Source organism: Chryseobacterium sp., assembly GCF_041914225.1.
Lineage (GTDB): Bacteria > Bacteroidota > Bacteroidia > Flavobacteriales > Weeksellaceae > Chryseobacterium.
The window spans coordinates 47,664-72,005 of the sequence record NZ_JAYSDT010000018.1 but is presented as its reverse complement, the minus strand read 5'-3'; the positions used below and the strand labels follow the sequence as shown (position 1 = coordinate 72,005).

The window sequence follows — 24,342 nt, the reverse complement described above, 5'->3', positions numbered from 1 at the left end:
AGAAAATTCATGCTGATCAGAATACAATGAAGACAACGGTTGTATGACTTAGAAATATAATATCTATTTATGAAATTAATCAATAAAAAAAACAAAAACTACACTCAGATTTTTCAATTATTTACAGAGGAAGAGTGGACAAAAACAAGTAAAAATTTCAATAAAAACATTTCCACTTTTTTCACAGGAAAGAAGTATGAAGTTTTTGTCAATGCTCATGAAGAAGGAATCACCTATTTTATCGGACTGGGAAAATCTGCCTTACAAAATTTCGAAATTCAGCAGGTTGCAGCAAAGTTTTCGCAAACCTATAAAGAAAAACTTCAGGCAGTTCCTACATTGGCACTGGCTGATTTCATCAATGAAAAACAATTTGAGGAATTTGTAAAGGGGCTTCTGGCCGGAACTTACAACTACCCTTTTGATAAAAAACATACTTTCTGGAATACAAAATTTGAATTGCACTTTGAAAATTTAAGCCAGAAAAAACTAGACCATATCAGCCAGAAAACAGAAGCGTTGATTAATGGGCAGACTGCCTGCCAGGACTGGCTCAACAAACCGGCCAATCTGAAAAAACCGGATATATTAAGTGCATACCTGAAGAATCTGGCTAAAAAATATGAACTGAAATATACTGCTTTCAACAGAAAGAAATGTGAAGAGCTCGGATTAGGTGCTTATCTTTCTGTCAATCAGGGAAGCGCTTATGACGCTGCGTTTACGATTCTGGAATATAAAACTACCGTTAAGAATGCCAAAACTTTCGGGCTGGTAGGAAAATGTATATTGTTTGACACCGGAGGTATATCAATAAAAAGCTCTGCCAATCTGCATTATATGAAATCTGATATGGGAGGTGCTACAGCGGTGTTGGGAACATTGATCTATGCTGCTGAAATGAAACTTCCCGTGAACATTATTGCTGTTCTGCCTATTACAGACAATGCTGTTTCTGAGAAGGCTCTCCTTCCAAGTGACGTCATCACAGCTTATAACGGAAAAACCATTGAAGTGCTTGATACTGATGCGGAAGGCAGATTAATTCTTGCAGACGGATTATCTTATCTTGCTAAAAATTACAAAACAGATTTACTTATCGATCTGGCTACTTTAACGGGAAGTTCTGTCAGAATGTTCGGAGATACCTGCGCTGCCATGTTCTCTAATAATGAGGAACTGAAAAACCATCTGATAAAAACCGGAGATCAAACCAATCAAAGGGTATGGAATCTTCCTTTATGGGATGTCTGGAAAGACGATATTCAGTCTGATGTAGCGGACATGAAGAACATCTCTCTCAAGCCTGTAGGAGACTGCGTTATTGCCGCTAAATTTTTAGAGCAATTCATTGAAAACCATCCTAAATGGGCTCATCTTGATATTGCAGGAGTAGCCTTTGGAGCTGTGGGATATGCTAAGGAAAAAGCAGCAACCGGTTTTGGAGTTCAGCTGCTCGCGAATTTAATTGAAAATTATCACTAAAAATTAGTTTTTTACAAAAAAACTCTGTATAATTGATTAGTGAATTTTCAAAACCGCACGATATTACATTTTTTAGTATTAATAAAATAATAAACAAATGCTTTTATTTTTGAAAATTCACTAAATCTTTAAAAACATTATATGGAGAAGAAAACTATCGTATGTATTTCGTGCTATTACAAAGGTTATGATTTTATGGACGAGATGAAGAAGCTCGGCAATAAAATTATTCTGGTAACCTCTGAAAATCTCAAAGAGAAAAACTGGCCATGGCACGCTATTGATGAGGTGTTTTACATGCCTGAGCTTAAACCGTCCGTATGGAATCTGGAGCATCTGATTCAGGGATTTTCCCACCTAATGAAGACCCGCAAAGTAGATGCTGTAGTAGCTCTGGATGATTATGATGTTGAAAAAGCTGCATTAATCAGAGAAACATTCCGTATTCCCGGGATGGGACAAACTACACACCGATATTTCCGGGATAAGCTGGCTATGCGGCAGAAAGCAAAAGATTCCGGGATCAGTGTTCCCGAATTTACAGCTGTGTTCAATGATCATGAAGTAGATGAATTTACGGACCGTGTACCCGCTCCGTGGGTATTAAAGCCGCGTTCCGAAGCATCGGCATCGGGGATTAAGAAAATAACGTCCAAAGAGCAGCTTCTTGAAGCCCTGGAAACTCTTGGAGAAGAACGTCATCTTTTCTTACTGGAAAGTTTTAAACCCGGAGATGTTTACCATGTAGACAGCCTTACTTTTAATAAAAAAATCGTATTCACCTCAGCATCAAAATATCTGGCTCCTCCAATGCAGGTTTCCCATGAAGGTGGTGTTTTCAGATCCAAAACTTTAGGAAGATATTCTGAAGAGTTCAAAGCATTGGAAGAAATAAATGCCAGAGTCCTTTCCAACTTCGGGCTTGTTAACGGAGCCACCCATACAGAATTTATCCGAGGGAAAGAAGACGGAAAGTGGTATTTCCTTGAAACCTCCTCAAGAGTGGGCGGCGCCCATATTCCGGATCTGGTAGAAGCATCCAGCAGCATCAATATATGGAGAGAATGGGCTAAAATTGAAGATGCCCTTCTGAGAGGTAATGATTACAGCGTTTCTCCACCCACAGGATACTATTCAGGATTGATTGTAGCCCTGATTAAAGATAAAGAACCGGACTATACCCATTTTGAATGTGAAGAAGTTGTCAAGTTCCTTCCCATAGATTATCATGTCGGGATTGTTTATAAATCAGGAGATCCTTCTGTTGTGCAGGACAGACTTGATTCTGCGGCAGAAATGATCCATGCAGATATGCTGAATATCCTTCCTCCCAAAAGCAACAAACTGAGCTCTTAAAAATGAAGCGTAACATTGATGTTCAAAATGTTATTGAATTCATAATATACAATCTGATCCCAGATTCTCTGCTAAAATGTAATTTAGAAAAGATAAAACCCAACAAGGAAAATGCCTCACATAGAACATACAGACTATTATTCAAACATACTGGGAACAAGTCTCAAGGTAGAAGTAACCGGGCATTACGGCTACCCTATCATCATATTCCCTACTTCCCAGGGACAGTATACCCAGAATCATGATTTTCATCTTAACGGAAGCATCAACTGGTTTATAGAACAGGGAAAAGTAAAACTTTACAATGTACAGACCATCGACAGCTGGAGCTTTTATGATGATAAGATATCTCCGCAGCAAAGAATAAGAAACTATGAACGGTATGTACAGTTTCTGATTCAGGAATTCGTGCCTTATATCCAAAAACTCCACAAAACGCATCGTGTGGCAGTTGCCGGAGCGAGTTTCGGAGGATATCATGCTGCTAATTTTGCTTTCAGGTTTCCGGATGTGGTTTCTCATCTGTTTTGTCTTTCGGGAGCCTTCAGTATAAGGAATTTTATGGACGGTTATTCTGATGATCTGGTATATTTCAACTGCCCAAGGGAGTTTGTCCGGAATGATGAGGCCTGGAAATACAAGCATATGCATATTGTACTGAGCACTTCAGACCAGGATATCTGCAAAGACAAAAATGTTGAAATGGCTGAAATCCTCAGGATAAAAGGCATAGACTTCTGGTATGATGAAAGAAAATGGATCGGTCACGACTGGCCTTTGTGGAGAATGGTTTTCCCTACCTTTATTGGAGCCTTTTTCTCTTAAAATGAAGCAATAAAAAGACAAATAGAAAAAATATTACACCCACCTTAAAAACAAAAATTATGACAAAAAAAGTAGGAATTCTTTTCGGTATGGAAGACACTTTTCCCTGGGTATTTATAGACAAAGTGAATGAACTGGGAGGTGGAGAAATCATAGCTGAACCCGTTATTATAGATAAACTGGAACAGGGTGCAGATTATGGCTATGCAGTGATTATCGACAGAATTTCACAGGACGTTCCCTTTTACAGAGCTTATTTAAAAAATGCTGCGCTTAACGGTACCTATGTGATCAACAATCCGTTCTGGTGGAGCGCTGACGAGAAATTTTTCAACAATGCCCTGATGTCCAAACTCGGAATTCCACTTCCTAAAACGGTTTTGCTTCCGTCGCATGAAAGACCGGATAATACTTCAGAAACTTCATTCAGGAACCTGAAATTTCCGCATGACTGGGAGTATATCTTCAATTATGTAGGGTTTCCTGCTTATATGAAGCCTCATGACGGAGGAGGCTGGAAAAACGTGTACAGAGTGGAAAATCCTGATGATCTCTGGAACAAATTAGGGGAAACAGAACAGCTGGTTATGATGGTACAGGAAGAAATTATCTTTGATGATTATTACAGGGTTTACTGCCTGGGTAGAAAATATGTTCATATTATGCCATATGAACCGAGAAATGCACCACATTTAAGATATGCCACTACCCATAAAACAGAGGGAAAGGAGCTTGAAAAACTCCTGAAAACCATTCATGACTATACCATTACCATGAATGAGGCCCTGGGATATGATTTCAATACGGTAGAGTTTGCGGTAAGAGACGGTATCCCTTATGCGATTGATTTCTGTAATCCCGCTCCTGACGCAGACAGAAACTCTGTAGGGGAAGAGAATTTTGCATGGATCATAGAACACGCTGCAAAACTGGCTATAGAAAAAGCTAAAGAATATATTCCGGGAAAACCCAATATTGCCTGGGGAACCTTTGTGAAAGATTCCATTAAATAATTTTGAAAAGAATTAAAAAACACAAAATAAATGCATCATCAGTTTACTATTGGAATTGAAGAAGAATATCAGATCATTGATGTGGAAAGCAGAGATCTGGTTTCTCACGTTTCAAAAATCATTGAAGGCGGCAAAGCGGTTTTAAGTGAAAATTTAAAGCACGAAATGCACGAATCCATGATTGAAATGGAAACGGGAATCTGCCAGAATATTCAGGAGGCCAGAGCTGAATTAACAAATTTAAGACGTCATCTTATCAATATCGCCCACGAGCAGGGATTGCGTGTTTCCGGAGGAGGCACCCACCCATTCTCTCATTGGTCGGAAAATAATATCACCCAGGGAGAAAGGTATATTAAAATCGTGGATGATATGGGAGATGTTGCCCGTGAAAACCTTATTTTCGGGCTGCATGTTCATATTGGAATTCCCAACCGTGAAGAAGGGGTAAGAATCCAGAATGTGATGCGTTATTTTCTTCCTCACGTCTATGCACTTTCTACCAATTCACCTTTCTGGATCGGAAGGTATACAGGTTTTAAATCTTACCGTCAGGAAATCTTCGTCAAATTCCCGAGAACTGGTATTCCGAGTTATTTTAACTCTCTGGCAGAATTCGACAGCTATGTAGATCTTCTGGTAAAAACCGGTACCATAGACAATGCCAAGAAAATCTGGTGGGATTTACGGGTGCATCCGTTCTACCCTACAATTGAGTTCAGAATCTGTGACATGCCTCTGAGGATTGACGAAACCGTATGCCTTGCAGCCATTATGCAGAGCTTAGTGGCAAAAATTTATAAACTTCATCAGCAAAACCTGAGCTTCAGAAGCTACAGAAGACTGCTGCTAAACGAAAATAAATGGCGGGCTTCCAAAAGCGGTATTGAAGCACATCTGATTGATTTCGGAAAAGAAGAATCGGTTCCCTACCCACATTTATTGAAAGAACTTTTAGAGTTTATTGACGATGTGGTAGACGATCTGGGATGCCGCAAAGAAGTTGAATATGCCTGGAAAATCCTTGAAAATGGAACCGGTGCAGACAGACAGCTTCAGATCTTTAAGGAAACAGGTGATCTGACGAAAGTCGTTGATTATATGATCTCTGAAACGGAGTACGGCATAACCCATGGTGAACCGGCTTCATAATATTTTTGGTAACTTTACAAAAAATATGATGTAATGAAAGATATTCGAATTGCTCTGCTGGACATGAACAACAATCATGTGAATCAAGGTTTTAGAAACATTAAAGAGATTTCCGAAACTTTTCAGCAGAACTCTGAAGAAAATGTAGTGATCAAAACGTTTGATGTAAGGTATAAAGATGAAATGCCTGAAATTGGAGATTTTGATATTTTTATTTCTTCAGGCGGCCCTGGAAACCCGCATCGGGAAGGTCTTGCCTGGGAAGACAGATATGCTGATTTTCTGGATGCCGTTTTCGAACACAATAAATATCATGAAGATAAAAAGTACCTTTTCCTGATCTGCCATTCATTCCAGCTGGCAAGCATTCACTGGAACCTGGGAAATATCTGCAAAAGGAAGTCCTACTCTTTCGGGGTAATGCCTGTTCATAAAACAGAAGAGGGCAAAGACGAATTTTTATTCAAAAATCTTCAGGACCCTTTTTATGCGGTAGATTCCAGAGCTTATCAGTTTATTGAACCGGATCATAACCGTTTTGAAGAACTTGGAATGACTATCATGGCGATTGAAAAATTCCGTCCTCATATTAACCTTGAAAGAGCGGTAATGGCCGTTCGTTTTTCCGAAGAGATATTCGGGACACAGTTTCATCCGGAAGCCAATCCTGAATCTCTGATCGAAAATCTGAAAGACGAAAAAAATAAAGAGGCCATGATCGAAAATTTCGGTATGGAGAAATATCTTGAAACCATGGACAGAATAGATGATGAAGATAAAATTATTCTGACCAGACATCAGATTCTCCCAAGATTCCTTCAGTTTGCAAAAAAAAACATTTTGAAGAAAGCTGAAACTTTGGCTTAAAAAGATGGAAGCTGGAAGAAGGATGCTGGAAGTTAATATCGGTTAAGATTATTGATTATTGATTATTGATTATTGATTATTGATTATTCTTTTATTTATAAACTAATAATTTAAATTTCAGAATTGAGAACTTTCCTCTCCCAGCTTTCAGCTTCTTACCATATAACAATCGGGCAGCAATGCTCGATTTTTTAACATCACAAAGAAAAAAAATATGATTCCAAAATACAGAAAACAGTTTAATAAGGAGTTTTCGGATGAAAAATACAGTCAGCTCAAAGATATATTGGCAGAAAAAGGTGGTACAGCACCTGCTTTCAGAGTTTCAGAAAGTCCGATTTTTCTGACTAAAGAATTTGAGAGTAAGCTCATAGACGCCAGTGAAAGTATCATCAGCCAGATTAAGGCAATGCCGGAAGAATTGCTTCAAAAAACTATTCCTGATAACTGCAGGGTTCCCAATGATACAGATCAACCCCATTTTTTCACCATCGATTTTGGAGTCTGCAAAAGTGAAAACGGAGCCATAGAACCTCAGCTGATAGAACTTCAGGCTTTCCCTTCTTTGTATGCTTTTCAAAAAGTCTATGAAGAAACGTACTGTGAGGTTTACCCTTTTCTTTCAGAGATCAGAAACCCAATGCCTCATGAAACCTTTAAAAACTACTTAAAAGAGCTGATTGTAGGCGACGAAAACCCTGAAAATGTAATTTTGCTCGAAATTTTTCCTGAAAAACAAAAAACGTCCATTGATTTTGCGCTTACAGAGAAATTAATAGGAATTAAAACCGTATGCCTGACAAAGGTAAAGAAGGATGGACGAAAGCTGTATTATGAAAATGATGGCAAGCTTACAGAGGTCAAAAGAATCTATAACAGAGTCATATTCGATGAACTGGATAATATTCCGGATCTTACCACAGAATTTGATTTCCTGGAAGAAGTGGATGTTAAATGGATTACGCACCCGAACTGGTTCTTTAAAATCTCAAAATTTCTGTTGCCTTTATTAAAGCATCAGTTTGTTCCAAAGAGTTACTTTCTGCATGAATTTCCGGAGCATGAAAACCTTGAAAATTTTGTATTAAAACCATTGTTTTCATTCGCAGGAAGCGGAGTTAATTTAAACCCTACCCGCGAAATTACAGACTCTATTCAGGATAAAGAAAACTATATTCTGCAGAGAAAAGTGTACTATGAACCGATTTTTGAAGATATTAACGGAGATTTTTCGAAAGCAGAGATCCGTTTATTGTATATTTGGCGGGAAAATGATGAACGTCCTATTCTATTGGAAAATCTTGGAAGAATGACTAAAGCCGCAATGGTAAATGTAGATTTCAATAAAAAAGATGCCATCTGGATCGGAAGTTCGAATGCTTTTTTTGGATAATAACTTATAAAACTAATAATACATGGAAGAAACATCAACACGTTTCACAGAATTTGACAACAACGTCTCAGCACGAAGAAGAGACCTATTACCTAACTGGATTAAAGTTTTCCTATGGATCTTTTTAATCGGAGGCGCAGTAGCTGCTGTATTACTAATGGCGGGCTTTCTGATCACTAACACTTCTTTATCTTTATATGGAATGAAGGCTGATCATCCTTATTCAATGACAGGACTTTTGATCTGTTCTTTGTTTCTGTTCAAAGGTATTGTAGCCTACGGACTTTGGTTTGAACAAAAATGGGCGCCACAGGCAGCAATAGCTGATGCGATCATAGGGATTGCCATTTGTCTCATCATGATGGCCATTATCCCTTTCACCGTTCCAACGATCAGCTTTACACTTAGATTAGAACTCATTCCTTTATATTTTTATCTTAAGAAAATGCAGAGTATAAAGGCAACCTGGGAAAACTTATAGAAACAAACCTCCGACATTTCGGAGGTTTTATTTTTTTATTCTTGAAAACCACTTTAATCATAAAAAATCCACAACAAAGGAGGATAAAAAAATAACATATACGCTATATTTTCATAAGCACTATAAAAAGCTATTTAAAAAGTCCTTGCAGTATTTCAGCTTATGATAACCCAGCATACTCTTTCTTAGCATCAAAGCTGGGGCAGGCTTTATGAACATTTGGAAAATCTCTGTGTCCCTGAATTCTAGCTTTAGGAAATTTTGATTTTAATTCTCTTAAGAGCTTGACAATAGACTTTTTTTGCTCTTCCGTTCTTGTATCTTTTGGATGGTTATTTTTATCAATACCTCCAATGTATGATATATTGATAATCTGGGAATTCCACCCTGCAACTCCATTGGATACCTGATCAATTGGCAGAGTGTTTACTATTTCTCCATCAGCTTTTATCATATAATGATACCCTGGATTTTTCCATTTCAGGTTTTCCTTCCAATACCTTTTAATGCTTTCTATTTTAACATCTGGCTGTGTTGCTGTACAATGTAAAACGATGTAATTGATTGGTCTCATTGATTTCATTTTATTTATTAATGAACAAAATTAAACCCGTAAGTCCCAAAACAGTGAAGGAAAAACACCTATTTTAACTGCCGTGATTATCTCTTTTTTATGTATTTAAAATTCCAAATATTACAAAAACAGCCTGAGAACGTTATAAAAACAAAACCTCCGGAAATTCCGGAGGTTTTTCTATATATTTTTATCGTCTTCCAGCAGCTCCCGCGCCTGATATTCCTGAACCAGATCAATAGCATTGGAAATAACATCACTTAAAGCAGTGATAAATGTTCCTTCTTCTGCCATTCCTATGGCATGTTTCAATGCTTCTATTTCCTTGGGAATGATCTCATAGCTTACATCTTTTCCTGCAGCCTGCATTCCTTCAATAATCAATCCGTTAATTTCATCTTCGGTTCTTCCGCGAAGGTGCTTTTCGTTTCGGATGATGATATGATCAAACATTCTGCCTGCTATCTTTCCACATTCTCTGATATCATTATCTCTTCTGTCTCCAACACCGGAAATAATCCCGATTTTCTTGGTAGATTCAACATTTTTCAGATAATCTTCAATCGCTTCATATCCTGCAGGATTGTGGGCAAAGTCGATCAGTACTTTAAAGTTTTTGAATTTAAAAACATTCAGTCTTCCCGGAGTAAGCTGGGCACTCGGAATAAAGGTTCTCAAAGAATTGGAAATGTCTTCAATCCCGAATCCATACAGATAACTTGCGAGGCTGGCCGCCAATACGTTTTCAATCATAAATCTGGCCTTACCTTCCATCGTGATCGGGAAATCCTTTGCTTTTCCTATTCTGATTTTCCAGTCTCCTTTCTTAATGGTTACAAAACCCTCTTCATAAACGCAGGTGATCTTTCCTTCTTTGGCAAATTTTACGATATGAGGATTGTTTTCATCCATACTGAAAATCGCCACATTAGAATCAAGGTCATTCACGATCTTCATGGAATATTCATTATCAGCATTCAATACGCTCCATCCGTTCTTTTTAACGCTGTCCAGTACAACACGTTTTACCCTGGTAAGATCTTTTAAACTGTGAATGTCATTCATCCCCAGGTGATCTTCCTCAATATTGGTCAACACCCCGATATCACATTGTGAAAAGCCAAGCCCTGAACGCAGGATTCCACCTCTTGCAGTTTCCAGCACTGCAAATTCTACCGTAGGATCTTTCAGAATAAATTCTGCAGAAAGTGGTCCTGTAGTATCTCCTTTAGATAGCATGGTATTTTGAATATAGATTCCATCTGATGTTGTGAATCCCACTCTATATCCGTTACTTTTTACAATATGCGAAATAAGTCTTGTTGTGGTCGTTTTTCCATTGGTCCCCGTTACCGCAATGATTGGGATGGTAAAAGGTTTTCCCTGTGGATACAGCATATCTACCACCGGTGCAGCCACGTTTCTTGGTAAGCCTTCACTTGGTGCCAGGTGCATTCTGAATCCCGGTGCAGCATTGACTTCAATAATTGCTCCTCCACTTTCTTTTAAAGGCTGTGTAAGGTTTTCTGCCATCACATCAATTCCGCAGACATCCAACCCGATAATTTTGGAGATTCTTTCAGCCATCGTGATATTTTCCGGGTGCACCATATCTGTTACATCAATAGATGTTCCTCCCGTAGAAAGATTGGCAGTAGATTTCAGATACACCACCTCTCCCCTCTGAGGAACGGTTTCCAAAGTATACTGAAGCTTATCAAGCAATTCTAAGGTATCTTTATCTACCTCAATTTCAGTAAGGACATTTTCGTGCCCATAGCCTCTTCTCGGATCTTTATTTTCTTTTTCAATAAGCTGTTGAAGGTTTAATTCCCCATCTCCAACAACATGGGCAGGAACTCTTCTTGCCGCAGCCACCATTTTATTATTAATTACCAGGATACGGAAATCATAACCGGTAATATATTTTTCAACAATTACTTTTCTTGAATATTTCTGCGCATGCTCCAGACCTGTTTTGGCAGCCTCCCAGTCGTTCACATTAATGGAAGAGCCTTTTCCGTGGTTGCCATCCAAAGGTTTTAAAACAACCGGATACCCAATTTTCCTGATCACAGCATCTAATCCCTCTTCATCCACTACCAGATCTCCAATGGGAACGGGAATAGCAGCATCGTGAAGCATTCTCTTTGTTAATTCTTTATTGCAGGCAATATCAACGGCAATAGAACTTGTGTTTCCGGTAATCGTAGCCTGAAACCTTTGTTGGTTCACTCCGTAACCCAGCTGCACCAGGGAATTGGTTCCCAATCTGATCCATGGGATTTTTCTGGAAGCGGCTTCTTCTACAATACTTCCGGTAGAAGGGCCAAGACGGACACGTTCCCTGATTTCTTTTAACCGGTGAATACATGCATTCAAATCATACTCTTTTCCTTCTATCAATGCTTCAGCAATCTTTACAGATTCTTCTGCAGCATAAATACCTGCGTTTTCTTCAATATAATTGAATACCACATTATACACTCCCGGAGTTTTTGTTTCGCGGGTTCTTCCAAACCCTACATCCATTCCTGCAAGAGTCTGTATTTCCAGGGCGATATGCTCAATGACATGTCCCATCCAGGTTCCCGTTTCCACTCTATGGAAAAAGCCGCCTTCCACTCCTTCCGAGCATCGGTGTGTTATTAATGATGGGATTAATTTTTCAATCCTTTCCCGGAATCCTTCGATTTTATTGGTAGGATAATTCTCCATTTCTTCTAAGTCCAACCTCATCTGTATCAGCTTCTTTCTTCTGATGCTCCAGATATTAGGACCTCTTAGTGCCTGAATCTTTTCGATTTTCATAGTCTATTGGCATTTTAACAGTTAACAATAACTCGTTTCATAGTCAAAGATAATGTAAAACCCTAAACAAAACCATACCATACTTAAAGATTCGCTAAAAAAGGATTAATTTTAATTAACATTCTTAAAACATTAAAAATCAACTAAAGATGGCACGAATTTAGCCAGTGAATGTGAATTATTTTTTAATTTTGTACAATGATGAAACCTGTTGGAAAATTAATAGTTATCGGAGGTGCTGTAAACAAAGGCAGTTTTGCTGAAACCGATTACGACCAGAATATCGAAAAGAATCTTAATTTTTTTGAGCGTGGGATCTTAAGAAAGATCATCAACGAATCAAAACTTAAGGAAAACTCTGTCATTGAAATTGTAACAACCGCTTCTCAGATTCCCCAGATTGTAGGTTCTGAATATAAAAAAGCTTTTGAATTTCTTGGTGCCAAAAATGTAAATGTCCTTGATATCCATAACCGCGAAGAAGCTAATTCTGATGCGATGGTAGCAAGAGCCAATGCTGCAGATGTCATGATGTTCACCGGCGGAGACCAGCTGAGGCTGACTTCTATTCTTGGAGGAACTAGATTCCATGATACGGTTTTATTGAAATATCAGGAACAGGACTTTATTTATTCCGGGACTTCTGCAGGTGCTGCCGCAGCTTCTGAAAATATGATTTATCAGGGAAGCAGCTCTGAAGCACTTTTGAAAGGAGAAATCAAAACCACACAGGGATTAGGAATAATTGATAATGTCATTATTGATACCCACTTTGTACAGCGGGGCAGAATCGGGCGTCTTTTCCAGGCAGTGGTCAACAATCCAAGAACTTTAGGAATCGGGCTGGGAGAAGATACAGGACTTTTCATTCATAATGATGTAATGACAGCTGTAGGTTCAGGTCTTGTGATTCTGGTAGACGGAAGATTTATTAAAGATACCAATCTTACCAATATTAACCTTGGGGAACCGATCTCTATTGATAATCTGACGGTACATGTCATGTCTATGAATGATCATTACGATCTTACGACCAAAACGCTGACGATTGAGAATTCGCAGTTTAATCCTATTCCACAGGATAAATAGGGCAACAAATAAATATAGCTATACAAACGGGACCTTGGTTCCGTTTTTTTATTTAACATCATATTTTAAGTTTTGGCTAAAACCAATGGATTTAATATGTTTATTGTAAGGCGGGCTAAAGCCCACCTCTATTGATGCTGATATCCGGATGCATAATAGTTGTTTAACGACAATATCTTTTATCTTTTATCTTTTATCTTTTATCTTTTATCTTTTATTAATAAATTACCTTCGTAAAAATATTCATCAACTCTTATTCTATGAAAATCATTATCCACGGCGGCTTTTTCTCTGAAAGTGACCAAAGCCACGAAGTAAAAACAGCAAAACAAAATTCTTTACAATCAATTGCCAAAAAAGCTTTTGATTATCTTACAACCCATTCAGCTTTTGATACTGTTGCCTATGCTGTTTCGCTGCTTGAAGATGATCCTTTATACAATGCCGGAATCGGATCTCAGATCCAGAGTGACGGTGTTATCCGCATGAGCGCTGCAATTATGAACGGAGATACTCAGAAACTAAGCGGAGTTATCAATATTCAGGATGTGAAGAACCCTGTTTTTGTTGCCAAAAGCCTGATTGGTGAGGATGACAGAGTATTGGGAGGTCATGGCGCAAAAGTTTACGCTACGGAGCATGGTTTTGAAAATTTCTCTACGGAAATTCCTCAGAGAAGAAAAGAATATGAAGCCAAACTTGCCAACGGAGGCAAAGGAACCGTAGGGTGTGTGGCAATAGATCATGAAGGGAAATTGGCCGTTGCAACATCCACAGGCGGAAAAGGCTTTGAGATTCCCGGAAGGATTTCAGATTCTGCCACTGTGGCCGGAAATTATGCCAATGCCTTCTGTGCGGTAAGCTGTACAGGTGTAGGTGAAGATATTGTAAGCAATGCAACTGCTGCAAAAATTGTAACGAGGGTTACAGATGGGATGAACCTTCAGCAGGCATTTAGCAAAACATTTGACGAACTTAAAACCATTGATGGGTTCGCAGGTGCCATCGCTATTGACAAAGAGGGAAATGTTTATCACCAGGACTCCTATCCTACTATGGTTTTCGCCAGTTTTGACGGTAAAAATTTTGAAGTCTTTTCTTAAATTTAACATTTTTTTATGGGTCCATTTATTTTTTTGGCACGTATTTTACATTATTCATAACAACAAATTTTAATATTAATACTAAAAAAAATAGAAATCATGGGAAACAAGACAAAAGGCTTATTAGCTTTACTAGGATTAGGTGCATTAGCTTATTGGAAATATAAGAATTCGAGCCCTGAAGATCAACAGGCTGTAAAAGACAAAATCAATACGGCAAAAGATAATCTGAATAAATGGGGAAATGACCTTAAGAGCAAAGCCAATGATGTTGCTTCCCAGGTTCAGAGTAAAGTGGACGAAGTAAAAACAAAGGCTGAGGACTCCCTAAGCTAAACCAATAAGAGCAGTTTTTTTAACATTCATATATAGGAAAAAGTCATCGTAATAGTAATTGCGATGACTTTTTATTTTAAATTAAAATATTCTTTCTCTTAATTTCCTTAAAAACTTACCTGATCTTAATGGTTAAATTAAATCTTTATTTTTTCTCTGCAACCAAAGCAAATACCAATGGTATTTTATTTCCGAATTGAGGAATTCTCCATTTTCCTTTTTCAAATTCTTCCACATGCCTGAAGCAAGGATATGGTGACCAATCAAATTCCTGAAAAGTATGCAGTTTCAGATCCTTTTTAATTAAATTATCAAGAACTTCTGCTAAAGAATGGTTCCACATAACATATTCCTGTACGATAGGCGCAGACTGATCTGCATAAGTTCCTTTATAGGTTTCCACAATTGGTTTTTCATTGAAATAATTGTAAGCTACTTTAGTAAAGTCATCATCAAACATCCAGACAACAGGGTGAAACTCTGCCATAATGAACTTTCCTCCCGGCTTCAGAAAATGACTGATAACTTCTGCCCACTTTTCAAGATCAGGAAGCCTCCCTATTGTACCATAGCTGGTATAAACAATATCAAACTTCTGATCCAGAATATTCGGCAGATCATAAACATCTGAACAGATAAATTCAGTGTCCGTACTGCATTTCTGTGCCAGATCCCTGGCTGTATCAATCGCTTTATCAGAAAGATCAATTCCGGTAACTTTTGCTCCCATTCTTGACAAGGAAATAGAGTCCTGCCCGAAATGACACTGCAGATGCAGAATATTTTTTCCTTTTATATCTCCAAGAAGCTCCAGTTCAATTGAATTCAAAGAAGTCCTTCCTTTCAAAAACTCATCTACAAAGTAGAAATCCGATTTCAGATGTGGTTCTACTTTGGCATTCCACGATTTTTTATTTATTTCTAAGTAGTTTTCCATTGTTTAACAAGGTTCATTTTTTTATTTATAGTTATAGTTCAAAGATCTAAATTACTGCTTTTTGAGAGAACCTAGCTTTGAGACGGAATTACAATGGAAGTATGCAGGCAATACACCTTCCAGCCTAAGGTTTCATACAATAGTTTTCCTTCTTCCGTTGCCACTAAAAGGTTATTTGTAAATCCTTTTGACAAAGCAATATTCTCAAGCTCTTTCAATAAAAAAGTAGCAAGACCTTTCCTCTGATGATCTTTTTCGGTAACAATCCTGTCATAAACAGCCAGGTTATCTATAAGAGAAACACATCCTATAGAAGCCTGTCCACCACTTTCTGTCACAATTCTGACCACAAAAGTTGTATTGTACTCAGAAAACTCCAGGTGATATCCTTTTGCAAGACTGACTTCCCTGAAATGCATCGGGTGAAAACAGGTCATCATATAACCTTGTGGCTGCAGTACCCATCTTTCAGAAATTTTTTCTATGAATTCTTCAGGAGCAGTAGATACTTTCAGATAAATCCAGGACTCATCAATTGAGTGGGCAAGTTGAAAAAAATCCTCATTAAGTTCAGGAAATACAAAACGTTCTTTTTGCTTTTCATCTCCTACAATCACTCTGAAACCTGATTTATATTGAACAGGAAAAGATACTTCTCTTGATAAACACCATCCCTTAAGCCAGTTTTCTACGATTGATACTTTATCCTTCATGGTATTAAAAGTTTTTTTATAATTGTTCCAGCAATTTCTTTTTTTGCTCTGTAAATTCTGCGTCGGTCAAAATTCCGTTTTCCCGAAGTTTCCCTAATTTTTCAAGCTGATTAAAAATCTCTTCTGATGAAACAGTTCCTTTGCTTACGGTATCAGTTTGTTTAGGAGATAGTTGCTGTGGTGCGTTATAGAAAGTTTTTATCGTATCATAGAACTTTTCTGCATCTTCCTTATCCATACTTATCCATAAAACATTCAAATTCTGCAATCTTTTCATCAAGATGCAGTTTAATTATGGGCGATCTGGGATCTGTTACAAAACTTACCGCTTTGATGGTTTCATTGGGATAATCATTGATTTCTGCTGCCCCGAACATTGATTTTGAAACAGAAATCAATCTTCTGGATGTTGCCACTAATATTCCTGCAGCTAACGTGTTGACAAATTGAGCATCTGTAATTGCAATAATTGGCTCATCTTCAGGAATCAGGTAAGGAAGTTCTTTGATTTCTCCTTTGGTGAAAATAGAAAGGTTGGCACGCAGTTTTTCCAGTTCCTGCTTTATTTTGCGGTGTCTTCTTTTATAAACTTCTCTTGAGATCTGTCCTGAATCAGTGCTTGTTACCGCCGGAAGATTCTGATTTGCAATTACTGCAACCTCTGCAGACTCAGGTTTTTCATTATTCAGAATTTTACTGATATCAACAATGCTGAACTTATTCAGGTTGTACAGTAATTCTTCATTAATATTCGTTGCTATATTCAAACACTTATTGCATAAAACGTTGCCATCAGAAAGCGTATTGGCTCCCAGAAGCGTATCCATAGATGTTAATTCTGCCTTACAAAATGCACAATTATTAGTCATTTCTTTTTTATTCAAAAGTATTTAAATTCTCAGCATCCATCAAAAAAAACAACCACAAAAGTAATTTTGCAGTTGTTCCGTTTTTTATATAGTTAAAAAAATTATTCTCCTAAGAACTCTTCTAGAGAAACTGTTTTCTGTACTCCGGCTTCCAGATCTTTAAAAGTAACTGTATTATTTTTAATTTCTTCTTCACCAAGGAAAACAAGATTCTTTATACCTTTCTTTTCTGCATAAGTAAACTGCTTGTTGATTTTCGCATTTTCAGGATACAGTTCTGCTGAGATACCTTTTGCTCTCAGCTGCATCATTAGTTTTAAAGCTTCCGTTACTCCGTCACCTCCAAAGTTAGCAAACAGATATTCTATTTTGGCTGATGCTTCTTCAGGGAAAAGGTTCAGTTCTTCCATTACCAGATAGATTCTGTCTAATCCGAATGAAATTCCTATTCCTGGAATATTCTTCACTCCAAAAACTTCAGTCAGGTTATCATATCTTCCGCCTCCCCCGATGGATCCCATAGCAACTTCATCTGCCTTCACTTCAAAGATAGCTCCTGTATAGTAATCCAGACCTCTGGCCAATGTAATATTGAATACAAGGTTTTGGATATCAACTCCAAGGTTCAGAGACTGGGTAAGAACAAACTCCAGTTCTTCTACTCCTTTCAGTCCGATTTCATTTCCTGCAAATTTCTCTTTCAGCTGAAGAAGGTTTTCCAACGCGTCATCAGACTGGCTGAATAAGAAGTCTAATTTATCGATAGATTCCCGAGAAATTTCTCTTTCCAGTAATTCTTTAACAACTCCGTCTTTACCGATTTTATCCAGCTTATCCAATGCTACAGTAAAGTCAATCAATTTATCTGTGATTCCTGCATATTCTGCCAAGCCGGAAAGAATCTTCCTGTTATTCATATGAATGGTTACAGGAACTTTCAGATCAGCAAATGATTTTAAATATAATTGAACCAGCTCTACTTCCTGTAATAAACTTTCACTTCCCACCACATCTGCATCACACTGATAGAATTCTCTGAATCTTCCTTTCTGAGGTCTGTCTGCTCTCCAAACCGGTTGAATTTGCGAACGTTTGAATGGAAAAGTCAGTTTTCCATGGTTCATTGCTACAAATCTTGCAAAAGGTACAGTAAGGTCATAGCGAAGAGCTTTATCGGTAAGGCTTTCTGCACTGAATGGTTTTTCCAATGCTTTTTGGAAATCATGAAGCATCTGAATCTTTTTCTCGTCTTTTGCTTCATTGATGCTTGAATTTAAAATTTTAAAAATCAAGCGGTCACCTTCTTCTCCGTATTTTCCTGTGAGTGTAGAAAGATTTTCAAAACTTGGAGTTTCCAATGGCTGAAACCCGAATAATTCGAAATTATTCTGTAAAATATTAATGATATATTTTCTTCTGGAAACTTCCTGTGCCGTAAAATCTCTCGTCCCTTTTGCTAAACTTGGCTTCATTTCTTGTATGTCATTTTGATAAATGCAAAAGTAAGGAATTGCAGGGACTTTACACAGCATAAAAAAGCCGAAGAAAATCTTCCTTCAGCTTTTCTTGTTGTGTTATCAATTATTTCAAAAAATCATATGCTTTCAAGAATCTCAAGAATTTCTTCACCATAATTTTCGATCTTATGCTTCCCGAACCCTTTGATCTCCAGCAACTCTTCCTTTTTGGCAGGTTTATACTTGGCTACAGATACCAGTTCTTTATTACTGGCAATAAAGTAAGTAGGAAGATTCTGTTCTTTTGCTTTCTCTGATCTCCAGAGCTTCAAAGCATCCAGTATTTTTTCTTCATCCATATTCAAAGTCTCGCTTTCTGCAGAGTATTTTACTCCTTTCGGTTCTTTTACTGTACTTTTTACAGGCTTTAAGTCTTCAAAATACAATATTACAGACCAATAGCGCTCTTCACTTACAAAAGCCGTTTCTACTTTCATAATCTCGTTGGCTTCCAGGAAATCATCCAGCATTTTCTGGTCTTTGTAAAGGAATTCCTCGGGAAGCCTGATTTTAAAAACTTTTACTTTCATCATTTGTGTTTTTAGAGTTATTTCCCTCCCAATAACAGAATCTCGTCTACACGAATTTCTGTGATATACCGCTTCACCCCATCCTTGTCATCATATGATCTGTAGGTTAGCTTTCCTTCTATGGCAATCTCTTTTCCTTTAGGAACATACTTTTCAAAAATTTCTGCTGTTTTCCCAAAGGCAATAAGGTTGTGCCATTGTGTTTCTTCCACTTTTTCTCCTCTGGCATTTGTGTAATGATCACTGGTAGCTAAGGATACGCTTGCTTTTACATTTCCGTTGTCGAAGTTTACCATTTCAACTTCTTTTCCTGTGTAACCAATTAATGTTACTTTGTTTCTTAGTGACATAACTTTTAGATTTTAAAGATTAATATTCAGATAAGAGACGTTCACTGTTTTTCTCAAATCTCTGTTGCAAAGATTGCGATGTTCTGATAGCACAGTCGGTTATAAACTATTTAAATCCGTTTGTAGTCGTTTGTAAACGGATATAAAAACAAAAAAGTATTCTATATGAAGCAAGATTCATCAGGATTAAAAGACATAAATCTCTGGTATTCCATTAAAAAATCAATGAAATAAAACTGATCTAAAAATATTTTCCTTCATTCAAAAACATAGAAAAACAGATGTATTAACAGGGATTTTTTTTCTATTTAATTTAATTTTTTTTTGCAAATTTGTAAAAATGTCTGATATGCAAAAAGAAAAACTCCGTACAGTAAGAAAGATGAAGGGTTTTACCCAGCAGCAAATGGCTGAAGTAATCCCCACTGATGTCTCCAATTATAGCAGAAAAGAAAGTGGTGCTGTATCTATTACACAGACAGAATGGAACAAACTTGCCCAATTTTTATCAGTTCCTGTTGAGGAAATCTACGAAGAAGATGAAGTAAAATTCGTCGTTGAAAATCCTATATTTAATGATAGCTCTCTAGCAAACATTGGTAATAATAACACTACTAACATCAGCAATGAATTAAGCATAGAAATCATTAAAACGATGCAGGAATATATCAGTCTGCTTAAAGAGGAAATTGAAAGACTGAAAAAATAGAAAGCACAAAAACAATTTTTGATAGATTACAATAAATTCAATTAATAAAAAAAACATCTTTTTAGAGATGTTTTTTAGTATATGCTTAATTCCATTGGATTGTATTGTTTTGCTCTATTTCCTGCTTTTTTAAGAAGAGAACGACGCTCTTCAGGATCTTCAATGAATTTGTTATAAAGAGTGGGATCAGTTAATTCTTTTCTTTGATAGTCAAATATTTTTTCTTTTTTCACTGGTTTAGCATTAGGATGTAAATTAGCAGAACTACAATAATATTTCCTTTTTCTGAAATTGTACATCGTAAAATGATAATCATCTTTGTCATCAAACACTTCCAGAATTAAACCTGGCAATTTACTAAACTTGTATGGACCAAAAGGAAAGGGTATTTCTTTAGTAAAATAAGCAATCCAGGTTCTACCATATTTTTTTGCTATAGCTTTTTGGCATTTATACTTTCCTATTGTTTTAAATTCATTTATAAGCTGCCAAGTGATATTATTTGTTTCTTCATATTTAAAGTATTCATTAGATGTCTTAAATGTTACATAAATCTTTCCTATTGTTGTTCCTATATTTTCCGGAAAATCGGAAGAATATTTCATTTGTTCTTCAATCGGACTGTTTTCATGAAGCTTTTTTTCTAAACGAAGTGAATCTCCGACATATTGATTCATGTTTTTATAGTAAGATTCTTTTTCGTTTATCAAAAGAGCAAACGCAGCATCCTGAGTAATAGCACTTTTGGTTTGATTTTTATAAACTAATTTGTAATCAGCTTCATAAACAACATTAAACCCTGATTGAGATTTAATAATGATTATAAAGAAAAATAAAAACAGACTGTAGTAAATTTTCATAGTTTAAATAATACAAGCAAAGCATAAATAATGCTTTGCCTGAAGTTTTGAATTAGGATTAATTAATGAATATAAAGAGTTATTCCTTTGGGTCTAGTACCACATTCATTATAATTAACAAATTCTAAAAAGCTTGTTATTTGTTCCATCCATCGTATACCCTTCTGTTTGAGTTACGTTTACAACCGTTCCACAAGACGTCCTGAAAGGGAATGCAGATACTATACCTGTTAATAGAATAGCACCTAATAATAACGTTTTTTTCATAATTGTTTTTTTAATGATTAGTATTAAGTTAAAAAATTCTTTTCAAAAATATATAATAAATCGAATTAATTGTGAATTATTTTTTTTATGTTAAATATCTATAAAACAGACATTTAAATACAGACAACACATATACATTAAAAAAATATAGTCTTATGTAATGTCAGTAAAATATAATTTTTCATTGCAATTATATAAGTGTATAAATTAAAATAACAAAATATATAAATCAGGAAAAATTTTAAATTGAAGAGGAAACAAAAACAGTAATGAATTTGAGTTTTTCAAAACATGAAGCATTATATAATACAGAATCACCTGTTTATCCATTTGCAAACGGATAATTCCGTATCTTTGTGAAAATTCTTTTATGATAAGGAACATCAATATTTTTGAGTTTCCTCTCAATCTGGGATTTACAAAAAAGGAACATGAGACAGAGCCCGGCGTTCGGAAACTTCCGGACTGGCTCAGTAAATTTGATTTTCATAAAAGAATTAATCCCAAAAACGTTTTCAGGCTCGAAGCTCCGGAGTATTCCATGCACTTTGATGAAGAATTAAAAGTCAGAAATTCAGAACAGATTATTGAATATGCTCAAAAACAAGCTGACTGTATTATAAGCCATTACGAAAAGAATAGCTTCAACATCATTTTGGGTGGTGACTGCAGCATCCTGATCGGAAATGCTGTCGCACTGAAAAAACTGGGAAACTTCGGTATTTTTTACCTGGATGGTCATACAGATTTTATTCCACCTGAACTTTCTGAAACCGGCGGCATTGCAGGCATGGATCTCGCCATTATTACGGGAAACGGCCCTGAAAAGCTAACCAATATTAATGGTTTAAAACCTTATATCTCTGAAGAAAATGTTTTCTGCTGCGGAAATGCAGAAACAGATGATGAAGAATATGTCAGCCAGATTCTCAATTCAGGAATTCATTATTTCCTGAAAATGGTTGACGAAAAAAAGCTCGATGGTTTTTTCATCCATTTTGACGTGGATGTTCTGAAAGATGAGATCATGCCAGCTGTAGACAGCAGAATGGAGGACGGAATCGGATATGATGATCTAAAGGAAATACTGAAACCTTTGATTGAGAATCCGTTATGCCTGGGCATTGAAATTACTATTCTTGATCCTGATTATGATAAGGACGGGATTTATACCCGACCGTTTGTAGAAAATTTAATTCAAATTATAAAAAATAAAGAAGACTAAATGAAGAAGAGTATAAAAAGAACATTCAGAGTTTCAAAATACGTAATCTATAAAGAAACGCTTGTTGATTATAAAGAGCATTTCTGGTCATTTTTAGGTGCGTTTTTTGGGATTGGGATTATTGCATTTATCCAGTCTCATTCACTGGCTGAAACTGAAAATATTTTCCTGATCGGTTCTTTCGGAGCGTCAAGTGTTCTTATTTACGGAGCCATCCAGAGTCCGTTGGCACAGCCCAGAAACCTTATTGGCGGCCATGTCCTGTCGGCACTGGTAGGAGTTACTGTATACCAGTTTGTTCCGCATACCATCTGGCTTTCGGCACCTCTGGCAGTGGCTTTCTCTATTGTACTGATGCAATATACAAAGACATTGCACCCGCCTGGTGGTGCTACCGCCCTGATTGCCGTAAGTTCTACGGGAAAAATCCCTGAATTAGGGTATTGGTATGTAGTCTCCCCTGTTCTTTCAGGATGCATCATCCTTCTGCTTGTGGCTTTGTTCTTTAATAACATTACCCCCAACAGGAGCTACCCTACTCACAGCAGGTTTAAAAAACTGCTAAAAAAAGACACACACATCACCTAAAATAAAGATCATGAATTGCATGGAATGCGGCGAAAAAATCATCGGAAGGTCTGATAAAAAGTTTTGTAACGACGCCTGCCGGAACGCCTATAACAATAAGCAGAATAAGGATTCTAATAATCTGATGCGGAATGTAAACAACAAACTCCGCAAAAATTACCGCATCCTTATGGAGATTAATACAGATGGTAAAACAAAAGTACCTAAATCCCGGCTGGATGGCTTGGGTTTTGATTTTGATTATTTTACCAACCTGAAAGTCTATAAAAACGGTTCTGAATACAAGTTTATTTATGATTACGGTTATAAACTGCTGGAAGATGACTTTGTACTGATTGTAAAAAATCAGGCATAAACTACACCTTAACAATATTATATGAAAGAAGTTGTTCTGATTACCGGAGCTGGTGGTATGATTGCCAAAGAACTGGCCAAGAAGATAGGTAAAGACTATGAAATCAGGTTTCTGACCAGAAACAGGAAACAAGAAAATGGATATGAATGGGACATTAAAAAAGGAACTGTGGATGAAACTGCCTTTGATAATGTTTCCCACATCATCCACCTGGCGGGAGCCAACATTTCAGAAAAGCGCTGGACACCGGAAAGAAAAAGAGAACTGATTTCCAGCCGCGTTGATTCTGCAGAACTGCTCCGGACCGCTTTAAGAAAAAACAGGATTAAATTAAAATCTTTTATTTCAGCTTCAGGAATTAATTTCTACGGTACCAAAACTTCAGAAAAAATTTATGTTGAAACCGATCCGCCCGGCAATGATTTTTTAAGTGAAGTAGTGGTTTTATGGGAAAGAGCCGCAGATGATTTTAAAGAACAGGACCTGGCAGAAAGAGTTGTTAAAATACGGACAGCTGTGGTTCTTTCTGAAAAAGACGGAGCGCTAAAGAAAATGGTTCCTCCGGTTCAATATTATATGGGTTCTCCTTTGGGAACTGGCAAACAGTATATGCCCTGGATTCATATTGAGGACATTTGCTCTATTTATGAGTTTGCTTTAAAAAATCCTGCTATTGAAGGCGTTTACAATGCCGTTTCTCCTCAACATGCCACGAATAAAGAACTTACAAAAAAAATTGCTAAAGTACTTGGTAAACCTTTGTGGATGCCTAATGTTCCCGGATTTGTTTTAAAGCTGATATTTGGCGAACTGGCTTCGGCCATACTGGAAGGTTCCAGAGCTTCGTCACAGAAGATTCTGGATACCGGGTTTCACTTTAAGTTTCCTGATCTGGAAAAGGCTTTACGGGATATATTAAAGAAGCAATAGCAAAATA

26 protein-coding genes are annotated in these 24,342 nt (G+C 36.9%); 16 read left to right on the top strand and 10 right to left on the bottom strand.

The features are described from left to right. Positions 1–69: 69 nt before the first annotated feature. The 8 genes from ACE3RB_RS10275 (at position 70) to ACE3RB_RS10240 (ending at position 8,572) form a co-directional block, all read left to right on the top strand. Entirely contained in the window at positions 70–1,485 is a 1,416-nt protein-coding gene (locus ACE3RB_RS10275) for a leucyl aminopeptidase family protein (protein ID WP_374464138.1), read from the top strand. A 141-nt stretch (positions 1,486–1,626) separates the two neighbouring features. Further along, positions 1,627–2,841: an acetyl-CoA carboxylase biotin carboxylase subunit family protein gene (locus tag ACE3RB_RS10270; RefSeq protein ID WP_374464137.1), complete on the top strand. Its 1,215-nt coding sequence runs from the start codon at positions 1,627–1,629 to the stop codon at positions 2,839–2,841. 111 nt (positions 2,842–2,952) lie between these two features. Beyond that, positions 2,953–3,666 carry an alpha/beta hydrolase-fold protein gene (locus ACE3RB_RS10265; protein WP_374464136.1) on the top strand — a complete coding sequence of 238 codons (714 nt, stop codon included), beginning with the start codon at positions 2,953–2,955 and terminating at the stop codon, positions 3,664–3,666. Between the two features lie 59 nt (positions 3,667–3,725). Continuing rightward, positions 3,726–4,679 carry a RimK family alpha-L-glutamate ligase gene (locus ACE3RB_RS10260; protein ID WP_374464135.1) on the top strand — a complete coding sequence of 318 codons (954 nt, stop codon included), beginning with the start codon at positions 3,726–3,728 and terminating at the stop codon, positions 4,677–4,679. A gap of 30 nt (positions 4,680–4,709) precedes the next feature. Beyond that, positions 4,710–5,831: a carboxylate-amine ligase gene (locus ACE3RB_RS10255; RefSeq protein WP_002979064.1), complete on the top strand. Its 1,122-nt coding sequence runs from the start codon at positions 4,710–4,712 to the stop codon at positions 5,829–5,831. A gap of 33 nt (positions 5,832–5,864) precedes the next feature. Continuing rightward, entirely contained in the window at positions 5,865–6,698 is an 834-nt protein-coding gene (locus tag ACE3RB_RS10250) for a type 1 glutamine amidotransferase (protein ID WP_374464134.1), read from the top strand. Between the two features lie 214 nt (positions 6,699–6,912). Then, complete coding sequence (locus tag ACE3RB_RS10245) at positions 6,913–8,091, top strand: hypothetical protein (RefSeq protein WP_374464133.1); 1,179 nt, start codon at positions 6,913–6,915, stop codon at positions 8,089–8,091. A 22-nt stretch (positions 8,092–8,113) separates the two neighbouring features. Then, on the top strand, positions 8,114–8,572 hold the full coding sequence (locus ACE3RB_RS10240; protein ID WP_374464132.1) for a hypothetical protein: 459 nt from the start codon (positions 8,114–8,116) through the stop codon (positions 8,570–8,572). A 160-nt stretch (positions 8,573–8,732) separates the two neighbouring features. Here the strand turns inward: ACE3RB_RS10240 and ACE3RB_RS10235 are convergent, their stop codons facing one another. Together ACE3RB_RS10235 and cphA are read right to left on the bottom strand one after the other, a co-directional pair. Further along, positions 8,733–9,146, bottom strand: coding sequence for an N-acetylmuramoyl-L-alanine amidase (locus ACE3RB_RS10235; RefSeq protein WP_374464131.1), 414 nt, complete (start codon positions 9,144–9,146; stop codon positions 8,733–8,735). A 180-nt stretch (positions 9,147–9,326) separates the two neighbouring features. Then, positions 9,327–11,957 (bottom strand): cyanophycin synthetase, encoded by a 2,631-nt coding sequence (cphA, locus tag ACE3RB_RS10230; RefSeq protein ID WP_374464130.1) that lies wholly within the window; start codon positions 11,955–11,957, stop codon positions 9,327–9,329. A gap of 201 nt (positions 11,958–12,158) precedes the next feature. On the opposite strand from cphA, the gene ACE3RB_RS10225 reads away from it, so the two are divergent. The 3 genes from ACE3RB_RS10225 to ACE3RB_RS10215 all read left to right on the top strand — a co-directional run bounded on the left by ACE3RB_RS10225 (position 12,159) and on the right by ACE3RB_RS10215 (position 14,485). Then, the gene (locus ACE3RB_RS10225; protein WP_374464146.1) at positions 12,159–13,046 is read left to right on the top strand and encodes a cyanophycinase; all 888 of its coding nucleotides are present in this window, start codon (positions 12,159–12,161) and stop codon (positions 13,044–13,046) included. 260 nt (positions 13,047–13,306) lie between these two features. Beyond that, complete coding sequence (locus tag ACE3RB_RS10220; RefSeq protein WP_374464129.1) at positions 13,307–14,149, top strand: isoaspartyl peptidase/L-asparaginase; 843 nt, start codon at positions 13,307–13,309, stop codon at positions 14,147–14,149. Positions 14,150–14,248: 99 nt separating this feature from the next. Beyond that, complete coding sequence (locus ACE3RB_RS10215; protein WP_002979055.1) at positions 14,249–14,485, top strand: YtxH domain-containing protein; 237 nt, start codon at positions 14,249–14,251, stop codon at positions 14,483–14,485. A 145-nt stretch (positions 14,486–14,630) separates the two neighbouring features. Here ACE3RB_RS10215 and ACE3RB_RS10210 read toward each other — a convergent pair whose 3' ends face one another. The 7 genes from ACE3RB_RS10210 to ACE3RB_RS10180 all read right to left on the bottom strand — a co-directional run bounded on the left by ACE3RB_RS10210 (position 14,631) and on the right by ACE3RB_RS10180 (position 19,401). Further along, the gene (locus tag ACE3RB_RS10210) at positions 14,631–15,422 is read right to left on the bottom strand and encodes a class I SAM-dependent methyltransferase (RefSeq protein WP_374464128.1); all 792 of its coding nucleotides are present in this window, start codon (positions 15,420–15,422) and stop codon (positions 14,631–14,633) included. A 71-nt stretch (positions 15,423–15,493) separates the two neighbouring features. Continuing rightward, a complete protein-coding gene (locus ACE3RB_RS10205; RefSeq protein WP_374464127.1) occupies positions 15,494–16,135 on the bottom strand; it encodes a GNAT family N-acetyltransferase in 642 nt (213 codons plus the stop codon). 16 nt (positions 16,136–16,151) lie between these two features. Continuing rightward, positions 16,152–16,373 (bottom strand): SHOCT domain-containing protein, encoded by a 222-nt coding sequence (locus ACE3RB_RS10200; protein WP_374464126.1) that lies wholly within the window; start codon positions 16,371–16,373, stop codon positions 16,152–16,154. After that, on the bottom strand, positions 16,366–16,962 hold the full coding sequence (locus tag ACE3RB_RS10195; protein WP_374464125.1) for a PH domain-containing protein: 597 nt from the start codon (positions 16,960–16,962) through the stop codon (positions 16,366–16,368). The genes ACE3RB_RS10200 and ACE3RB_RS10195 overlap by 8 nt, the downstream gene beginning before the upstream one ends. A 143-nt stretch (positions 16,963–17,105) precedes the next feature. Beyond that, a complete protein-coding gene (hisS, locus tag ACE3RB_RS10190) occupies positions 17,106–18,476 on the bottom strand; it encodes a histidine--tRNA ligase (protein WP_374464124.1) in 1,371 nt (456 codons plus the stop codon). 122 nt (positions 18,477–18,598) lie between these two features. Beyond that, the gene (locus ACE3RB_RS10185; RefSeq protein WP_374464123.1) at positions 18,599–19,054 is read right to left on the bottom strand and encodes an HRDC domain-containing protein; all 456 of its coding nucleotides are present in this window, start codon (positions 19,052–19,054) and stop codon (positions 18,599–18,601) included. A 14-nt stretch (positions 19,055–19,068) separates the two neighbouring features. After that, positions 19,069–19,401 carry a single-stranded DNA-binding protein gene (locus tag ACE3RB_RS10180; protein WP_332386569.1) on the bottom strand — a complete coding sequence of 111 codons (333 nt, stop codon included), beginning with the start codon at positions 19,399–19,401 and terminating at the stop codon, positions 19,069–19,071. A gap of 349 nt (positions 19,402–19,750) precedes the next feature. Here ACE3RB_RS10180 and ACE3RB_RS10175 point away from each other — a divergent pair, with 349 nt between their 5' ends. Next, on the top strand, positions 19,751–20,110 hold the full coding sequence (locus ACE3RB_RS10175; RefSeq protein WP_374464122.1) for a helix-turn-helix domain-containing protein: 360 nt from the start codon (positions 19,751–19,753) through the stop codon (positions 20,108–20,110). A gap of 74 nt (positions 20,111–20,184) precedes the next feature. Here the strand turns inward: ACE3RB_RS10175 and ACE3RB_RS10170 are convergent, their stop codons facing one another. Continuing rightward, positions 20,185–20,970, bottom strand: a complete 786-nt coding sequence (locus ACE3RB_RS10170) for a GLPGLI family protein (protein ID WP_374464121.1) — start codon at positions 20,968–20,970, stop codon at positions 20,185–20,187. A gap of 637 nt (positions 20,971–21,607) precedes the next feature. On the opposite strand from ACE3RB_RS10170, the gene ACE3RB_RS10165 reads away from it, so the two are divergent. From ACE3RB_RS10165 to ACE3RB_RS10150, 4 genes are read left to right on the top strand one after another with little or no spacing between them, the layout of a single operon-like run. Further along, positions 21,608–22,462, top strand: coding sequence for an arginase family protein (locus ACE3RB_RS10165; RefSeq protein WP_374464120.1), 855 nt, complete (start codon positions 21,608–21,610; stop codon positions 22,460–22,462). Further along, positions 22,463–23,050, top strand: a complete 588-nt coding sequence (locus tag ACE3RB_RS10160; RefSeq protein WP_374464119.1) for an HPP family protein — start codon at positions 22,463–22,465, stop codon at positions 23,048–23,050. A 10-nt stretch (positions 23,051–23,060) separates the two neighbouring features. Continuing rightward, the gene (locus ACE3RB_RS10155; protein ID WP_374464118.1) at positions 23,061–23,405 is read left to right on the top strand and encodes a hypothetical protein; all 345 of its coding nucleotides are present in this window, start codon (positions 23,061–23,063) and stop codon (positions 23,403–23,405) included. A 21-nt stretch (positions 23,406–23,426) separates the two neighbouring features. Further along, complete coding sequence (locus tag ACE3RB_RS10150; RefSeq protein ID WP_374464117.1) at positions 23,427–24,335, top strand: TIGR01777 family oxidoreductase; 909 nt, start codon at positions 23,427–23,429, stop codon at positions 24,333–24,335. Positions 24,336–24,342 lie beyond the last annotated feature (7 nt).